A 6,842-nucleotide genomic window follows, 5' to 3' on the forward strand; every position below is an offset into this window, starting at 1 on the left:
GTGGAGACTCGCCATGCCAAACGCAGTTACCCTGGTGCCAGCCGCCAATCCGGATCTGGCCCTCCAGCATTTCCAGTCACAGTTCGCCTTCGAGACCGACTGCTGGGATACTCACGATGCAATGAGCAAGGCCGACCCTGGTTTCATTTTGCTGGATGCGCGCAGCCCGGCGATGTTCGCCAAAGGCCATGTACCCGGCGCCATCAACATCCCGCACGGGAAGATCATCCAGTCACGGATGAGCGTCTACGAGAAGTCGTCATTGTTCGTGACGTATTGCGCAGGTCCCCACTGCAACGGAGCGGCTCGTGCCGCGGCGAAACTCGCGCAGCTGGGCTTTCCGGTAAAGCTCATGGCGGGGGGCGTCACCGGCTGGCTGGACGAGGGCTTTTCCCTCGAGTCAGGCACCGGTATTGACTGATGCATGCAACGAACGACGACGCCTCCATGAAACCGGGAAGCTGCACCATCCGTCGGATCGAACCGTGTGACATCGAGGCGTTGGTGTTGCTGTGCGTGGATCATGCTCGCTATGAACGGGCCGAGTACAAGCCCGAGGGTAAGGCTGATCTGCTCAAGCAAGCTCTCTTCACCCAGCCGACGCGGCTTCTGGCATGGGTTGCAAAAATTGACGGGAGACTGGCTGGCTACACTTCAGCTGCGAGCGAATTTTCGACATGGTCCGCGCGGGAGTTTTGGCACATGGACTGTTTATTCGTAGTCGAGGAATACCGAGGGAACGGCGTGGGGGCCGCCCTGCTGGCCACGATCGTTCAATTCGCTCGCGAGCAGGGTTACGACCAGGTGCAATGGCAGACGCCCGAATGGAACGAGCGCGCCCGTAAGTTCTACCGGCGTGAAGGTGCTGCGGAGAAGCACAAGGTTCGCTTTACGTTGAACCTATAGTTCCAACGCGATGCCGAAGGCGTCGTGCAGTTCGCACCGTCCCTTCGGCGTGACGATAAGGGCACGATCCTCCAGGCTGCGGCGGAGCCATTGGCGGTCCATGCCCAGTTTCAGCAGCGCCGAACCCAGGGCGCCGGCCAGATGCGGTCGGCGCTCGCTCCAGTCGATGCACGGATAAGCCAGTTTCCGCCGGCCCTGCAGTGCGATATCGATGCCGTAACCGGCCAGGGCCTCCTTGCCCGTTGCGCTCAGGTCGTATTCCCCCTTCCCGGAACCCTTCCCGGAACCCTTCCGGAGCCAGCCCCGTTCGAACAACCGGTCATGCCACTGCACGCCCAGTTCGCCCGCGGCATGGTCGTAGCAGGTACGCGCCAACCGCAGCGACTCAGGCGTGCTGGACTTCAAGCGCCCTGTCGGTTCGGCCACTACCATCAGCGTCTCCAGAGAACGGGCCACGTCTTCGCCGCTCAGCCGGTAGTAGCGGTGGCGCGACTGTGACACCACTTCCAGCAGGCCCGCGCTCACCAGACGCGCCAGGTGCGCGCTCGCTGTCGAAGCGGCAACGCCAGCGACTGCGGCCAGTTCCGTCGCCGTTCGCGCCGTACCGTCCATGAGGTGGCACAGCATCCGCCCTCGCGCGGGTTCGGCGATGGCGGAGGCCACCTTCGACAGTTTGAAGCCACTATCCTCGTCGCACATGGTGATACTCCCCGCCCTTCATGCGTGTGGTGCCTCGGCACGCTCCGTTAAGCCGTAGTCGCGCAACACTCTCACGCGTAACAGGCTGATACCTGCCGGCAGACTGCCATCGTCGCGCAACGGATGGCTTCTTTCGATCAACACGAGCGCATGTCCCTGATCGCGGATATTGACGAACGTCTCAAGCCCATCCGCGGCAAGCTCGTCGATGATCCCCGCCACCGGTTCGCCAGGGGTACCGCTCCCCAGCGATTGTAGGAGGATGAGGTCGCTCGCGCTTCCCGGGGCGAACAACGGGCCGCTGGCGATCTCGCCGACGCGGATGCGATACCCCTTGAGGAGGCCGCTACGGCCCTTTTGCTGGACTGCACGATGGGGGCCGTGCTCGCGCCAGCCGATAGCAGCGGCTTCGTCTTCCCACAGCGACAGGGAGACCAGGCGGCCGGGATGCTGTTGGCTGCGAAACCGCTCGTTCTCGATGAAGCCCGGCATGGCGGCCAATTGAGGCGCCAGGCTTGCGGCCAACCCCAGGTAGGTATCGATCCGCTCCGGATCGGGTTCCACCTGGAAAATCACGGCAACGGGAATACGGCCGGCAAGATCGCTCACGGCGCCACCTCGGATGTGGTTCGGATGAAGGCGGCGACGCTCTCGTACAGCGACCAGCGTTGCCGCTCCAGGTGCATCACGTGAGTACCATCGTCGATGCGCAATTGCCACTTCATGGGCGAGGACGTGAACCTGTCGAGGAACTTCGAAGCCTCCGCGTCGTTCACGATCACGTCGTAGTTGCCAAAGACGACGAACACGGGAACCCTCACCTGGGCCGCGACGTACGGGAAGTTTCCGGCTGCACCTTCCTCGCTGTCGATGATAGGCCCGTTGGGAATGCGCATTTGGTCGGGTGCGTCATTGCCGACGACCGGCATCGAGGCCCTGTACTCTCCCGCCCATCGCGTCGCCACTGCAGATTCCAGCAGCACTTTCCCGGCTGGAAGAACTTTCTCGAAACGAAGTTGTTCCAGGCGTTGCTGGGCCATCAGGTGAAACCACGCATCTTTCGGCGACTTATCAGTGTCCGCCTTCTCCTTCTGCACGATCGGCCCGAAGAGCGTCAACGAGGCGAGTCCATGGGGATGGCGCGCCGCGTACGTCGCTGCCGGGATCGTGCCCCACGAATGCGCCACGACGTGGATGTCGACGGCGCCTTTCCTCTGCCGCATATAGTCCACGGCCGTGGCGATCTGTTCCGACGCCTCGGGCGCGCGCGTCACCGGTGGCGCCGCCGACGCTTTCCCCTTCATGGCCGCGGGCGTGCTGGATCCGCCATAGCCCAGGAAGTCCAGGCCGCAGGCCAGGTATCCCCGCCGGGCCATGTCATGCATCCACGAATCCTCCGGATTGAACTGGAAGCCGGCCGCGAGTTTCGTTGGGAAAGTGGCTCCGTGGACGAACAGCACGGCCTTGCTCGTGGCACCGTGCGGCGCTATGCAATGGAGCGCCACATGCGCGGGGCCTCCCGGCAAGGGAATATTCGTGGTCTCGATTGGCATGGCGCCAAGGGCCGCCGAGGCCATGGCACCGATCAACAACATCACCATCCGGATCTCGCTCCTACGTTAGGGTGAACCCAGCGTAGAAGGATGAGGGACACCACGTTTCGTTCGAGGCCGAAGTGTCGTTGTACGCGCCCCGCCTACCGGTCAGGCCAGCGCAACCAGCGCGTCCGCGAGTGATAGCACGACACTGCGCGATGCGAATGCTGTCTCGAAGAGGTGCTCGTGCACGACCATGTCAGGGTCGTAGCAACAGTCCTTGACTGTGTAGATGCGATAGTCGGCATCGCTGGCATGGGCGATGGTTGAGAGAACGACGCCAGTGGATGCGACACCAGCCAGAATCAGCGTATCGATCCCTTTCGCCGAGAGGCGGACTTGAAGGTCCGTACCGTAGAAGACACTGGCGCGATGGGCGACGATCTCGGGTTCTTCAGGCCGCCGGCCGAGCTCGGGAATGATCTGGTTGTTCACGAACATGCCAGAGGCTGCGAGGCCGCTGCCATTCTTGTTCTTCTTGCTGATCTGGGCATAGTTTGCAGAGAATGCGATTCGACAGAAGTAGACCGCGACTCCCTTTGTGCGGGCCGCACGGGTCAGCGCACAAGTATTGGCGATTAGTTGTGCACTGACCGATGGGAAAAGGCCCAGGATGTCGGTCTGATAGTGCATCACCAGCAGAGCCGTGGAAGCAGCCATGATCGGACCGCCGTACTCGGGTGCATCGGATTCTGTTGCCACGGCGGCCCTTTCGTCATTCAAGTTACTGTTGCCAGCAAGCCTAGGTTCGACTTAAGCGATACAACATCTGCCGAAAGTCACTGCCAAGGCATCAACTCTCCGCATGTGCAAGCACGATCGAATTCTGGCGATTCCTTACCGCCATCCAGATTCGCCAGAAATACATGGCGCCGATGGCTCCCTCAAACAGCGAGCCAATAACCCAGCACATCGGGAGGAAGCTGGCATCGCCAGCGTGGGCCAGGACGATCGCATATGTGACCGGAATGCTCAAAACCCACATCAGAACCACGCGGGTGATGAACAGAAATTTCGTCAGGCCAAAGCTCTCCAGTACCGCACTCCCGGTCATGGAGATCCCAAACGCGAGTGCGTAGATCCACAGTATTCGCGAAGTCGCGATGGACACTGCCTGGATCGCAGGCGCCTTGTCATGCAGGCCAAATGGATTCAACAACAGCAATGGCGTCACGATCTGGAAGAACGCGATGACGACGATGTACATCAATTCAATCGTCATCGTCACCAGGACGATCTTCAGTATCTGCGAGTAGTCCCCCTCACCCAGGGCATTGCCGCACAACACGCCGCACCCGACAGCCAGGCCGATGAGGGGAACGCCACCGATGTAGTTCACGGTCAGATTGACATTGTTGGCTGCAAGCGCAATGGCGCCCAGGCCTGCAACGATCCAGACGAATGCCGCGCTCCCCAGGTTGGTGATCCCGGCGGAACTGCCTACGGCGAAGCCCTTGCCGATACGAGGGAGCAACTCGTTCCACAGCCTGCCGCTACGCTTGAATACCAGCCGACTCAGATTGCCCCAGACCTCAGTGGGCATATAAAACACATAACAAATTAGCATCGCCAGCGTGCCGATCAAGGTCCCGATCGCCGACCCTCGCATGCCGAGCTCCGGCAGGCCAAACTTGCCGAACACCAGTCCGATGGTCATGAAGATGACCACCACCTGGCCAATCAGCCCGACGATCAACGTAACCCTGGTCTGGCCGATCCCGCTGAAGTAGGACGAAAGCGCCATGTTCAGCGTCATGACGCTGCCAAAATAGGCTGACCAATACAGGAATTGCGACTCCAGATGCGTGCTTGCCGGGGGGCGGTTGCTCAGAAAGGGAATTTGCTCGATCAGCGGGGCCAAGAGCAACAGCAGAACCGCGAACGCGGTACCGACCAGGATGCCTACCGCGGCCTGATAGGCCGACTCGCCGCGGCCTGACTTGCCAAACGCCTGCGCGACGCACGACCGTGAAAACCCGACAAATGCCGTAAAGAAGCTGACGATAGCCATCGCGGTATGGATGGCCGGCCCGGAAGCCACCAACGTATCGCTTGAATATCTCGCCAGGCAGATCCGGTCGACAAGCATCATGACCAGATTCCCGAGCATGGCCCCCATCAACGGCGCAGAGACGTTCAGGACTTTCCTGGCCACGTGGAAATATGGACGCGCTTGTGAATTAGGCACGGAGTTTCAGTCTCACTGGCACGGCACTGGGGCTCATGAAGAAATTCATGACCTGCGTAACCGGCGGCGCACGGGTATCGAACTCCAGGTCGAAATTGCGCATGATCATCGACACGACCACCTTGATTTCGACCAGGGCCAGGAAGCGGCCAGGGCATAGCCGCGGGCCGCCGCCGAACGGAAAGACCTTGCGTGAAGGGTCATCGTCCTTATGCAGTTTCTGTTCGGAGATCCAGCGTTCGGGCTGGAACAACTGATGCTGGGGGAAATGCGCCTCATCCATCCCGTCTCCGCAGTTCGTCGGCACGAAGATCACCATGCCCTTCGGGACGAACGTATCGACGATGACGCTATCGGCTTTGCTGATAAGGCCCAGGAAGGGCGTGGCCGATCTCAGGCGCTGGGTCTCGTTGTGGGCCGCATCCAGATAGGGAAACTGCTTCATCTGGTCCCAATCGCGGGACAGGCGGGCATCGCCCAGTACCTCGTCGACCTCGCCAGCCAGGCTGGCCGCGGCGGCGGGGTTCTGCGCCAGCAGGTTGATCATCCACCCGATGGTGTTGGCCGTGGTATCCACGCCGCCCACCACGCTTGAAATGGCGTTGCTGATCAGTTCCTGGTCGGTAAAGTCCGAATCGGGGTCTTCGCTGGCGGCGATCATGGCTTCGAGCATGTTGGAAGGCTTCTCGCGCACTTGCGGTTGCTGCTTCATGCGTTCGCGCGTGCTCTTGATGAACTCCAGGACGGTCTGCTCGACGTCGTTAGCTGACTTGTCGGCAACGCGATCAGCAGGCAACTTGAAGCGGCGCCAGTACGGATAAAGCGAGGTGCCACGGCTGGCCAGCCGACGCATCAGGTTGTCTAGATCATGCTGCAACGGGTTGCTGTCGTCGTTGACGACATCCAGGTCATACCCCATCGAGATACCGACGATGATATCCAGCGCCAGGGCTTTGAGGTCGCGGCGCAGGTCGATGGGCTTGCCCTCTGCTAATGCAGCCTTCCAGCGATTTAGCATGCGCTCGGTCATGAACCCCATGGTGGGGAAGAAGTTTCGTATGACATCAACGCTCAGTCCGCCAGTAACCATCTTGCGTTGCTTACGCCAGTCGTCTCCTTCCGCGGTGAATACGCCGCCAACTTTCAATTCGTTCATCCGTGCCCTGAGTCCCCCACTTCGCTCGAATCCCTCAGGACGCTCACGCAGCAGGTTGCCGACGGCCGCGCGATCGGAGACGACCACGATCGGGATACCGAACGCTTCCAGGCGGAAGATCGGCCCGAACTGGCGAATATGCCCAGCCAACGTCACGTGCCACTGACTTCCACGCATCTGCAGCTGGTTGCCGAAGATCGGCAGGCCCTTGGGGCCCGGCAAGTCGGCGACGTTACGCGAGAAGGTAGGCGCGGTTTCGGTGTTTGAATTCATGATGGATTTCCTTAAGGGAAAGCGC

General features: G+C 60.8%; 8 protein-coding genes. 2 read left to right on the forward strand and 6 right to left on the reverse strand.

The window, feature by feature from the left end; genetic code table 11:
* Positions 1 to 13: 13 nt before the first annotated feature.
* The gene (locus tag NDK18_RS00745) at positions 14 to 421 is read left to right on the forward strand and encodes a rhodanese-like domain-containing protein (RefSeq protein ID WP_250626794.1); all 408 of its coding nucleotides are present in this window, start codon (positions 14 to 16) and stop codon (positions 419 to 421) included.
* On the forward strand, positions 421 to 906 hold the full coding sequence (locus NDK18_RS00750) for a GNAT family N-acetyltransferase (protein WP_250622972.1): 486 nt from the start codon (positions 421 to 423) through the stop codon (positions 904 to 906). Before NDK18_RS00745 ends, NDK18_RS00750 begins: the two co-directional genes overlap by 1 nt.
* Here the strand turns inward: NDK18_RS00750 and NDK18_RS00755 are convergent.
* The 6 genes from NDK18_RS00755 to NDK18_RS00780 all read right to left on the reverse strand — a co-directional run bounded on the left by NDK18_RS00755 (position 901) and on the right by NDK18_RS00780 (position 6,817).
* Complete coding sequence (locus NDK18_RS00755; protein WP_250626795.1) at positions 901 to 1,605, reverse strand: ArsR/SmtB family transcription factor; 705 nt, start codon at positions 1,603 to 1,605, stop codon at positions 901 to 903. The genes NDK18_RS00750 and NDK18_RS00755 overlap by 6 nt on opposite strands.
* Positions 1,606 to 1,623: 18 nt before the next feature.
* Positions 1,624 to 2,214: an antibiotic biosynthesis monooxygenase family protein gene (locus NDK18_RS00760; protein ID WP_250626796.1), complete on the reverse strand. Its 591-nt coding sequence runs from the start codon at positions 2,212 to 2,214 to the stop codon at positions 1,624 to 1,626.
* Positions 2,211 to 3,206 carry an alpha/beta hydrolase gene (locus NDK18_RS00765; RefSeq protein ID WP_250626797.1) on the reverse strand — a complete coding sequence of 332 codons (996 nt, stop codon included), beginning with the start codon at positions 3,204 to 3,206 and terminating at the stop codon, positions 2,211 to 2,213. The genes NDK18_RS00760 and NDK18_RS00765 overlap by 4 nt, the downstream gene beginning before the upstream one ends.
* A gap of 102 nt (positions 3,207 to 3,308) precedes the next feature.
* Positions 3,309 to 3,902, reverse strand: coding sequence for a cysteine hydrolase family protein (locus NDK18_RS00770; protein WP_250626798.1), 594 nt, complete (start codon positions 3,900 to 3,902; stop codon positions 3,309 to 3,311).
* Positions 3,903 to 3,993: 91 nt separating this feature from the next.
* The gene (locus tag NDK18_RS00775; protein WP_284691796.1) at positions 3,994 to 5,319 is read right to left on the reverse strand and encodes an MATE family efflux transporter; all 1,326 of its coding nucleotides are present in this window, start codon (positions 5,317 to 5,319) and stop codon (positions 3,994 to 3,996) included.
* Positions 5,320 to 5,380: 61 nt separating this feature from the next.
* On the reverse strand, positions 5,381 to 6,817 hold the full coding sequence (locus NDK18_RS00780; RefSeq protein ID WP_250626800.1) for a cytochrome P450: 1,437 nt from the start codon (positions 6,815 to 6,817) through the stop codon (positions 5,381 to 5,383).
* Positions 6,818 to 6,842: the final 25 nt, after the last annotated feature.

The sequence above is a fragment of the Pinirhizobacter soli genome (genome assembly GCF_015905305.1).
In the GTDB taxonomy this organism is placed as follows: Bacteria; Pseudomonadota; Gammaproteobacteria; order Xanthomonadales; family Rhodanobacteraceae; genus Pinirhizobacter; species Pinirhizobacter soli.

Excerpts from the sequence above, each read along its gene's own strand:
- NDK18_RS00750 (WP_250622972.1), top strand. The coding sequence starts at position 421 with ATGCATGCAACGAACGACGACGCCTCCATGAAACCGGGAAGCTGCACC.
- NDK18_RS00765 (WP_250626797.1), bottom strand. The coding sequence starts at position 3,206 with ATGGTGATGTTGTTGATCGGTGCCATGGCCTCGGCGGCCCTTGGCGCC.
- NDK18_RS00755 (WP_250626795.1), bottom strand. The coding sequence starts at position 1,605 with ATGTGCGACGAGGATAGTGGCTTCAAACTGTCGAAGGTGGCCTCCGCC.
- NDK18_RS00780 (WP_250626800.1), bottom strand. The coding sequence starts at position 6,817 with ATGAATTCAAACACCGAAACCGCGCCTACCTTCTCGCGTAACGTCGCC.
- NDK18_RS00745 (WP_250626794.1), top strand. The coding sequence starts at position 14 with ATGCCAAACGCAGTTACCCTGGTGCCAGCCGCCAATCCGGATCTGGCC.
- NDK18_RS00775 (WP_284691796.1), bottom strand. The coding sequence starts at position 5,319 with ATGGGGGCCATGCTCGGGAATCTGGTCATGATGCTTGTCGACCGGATC.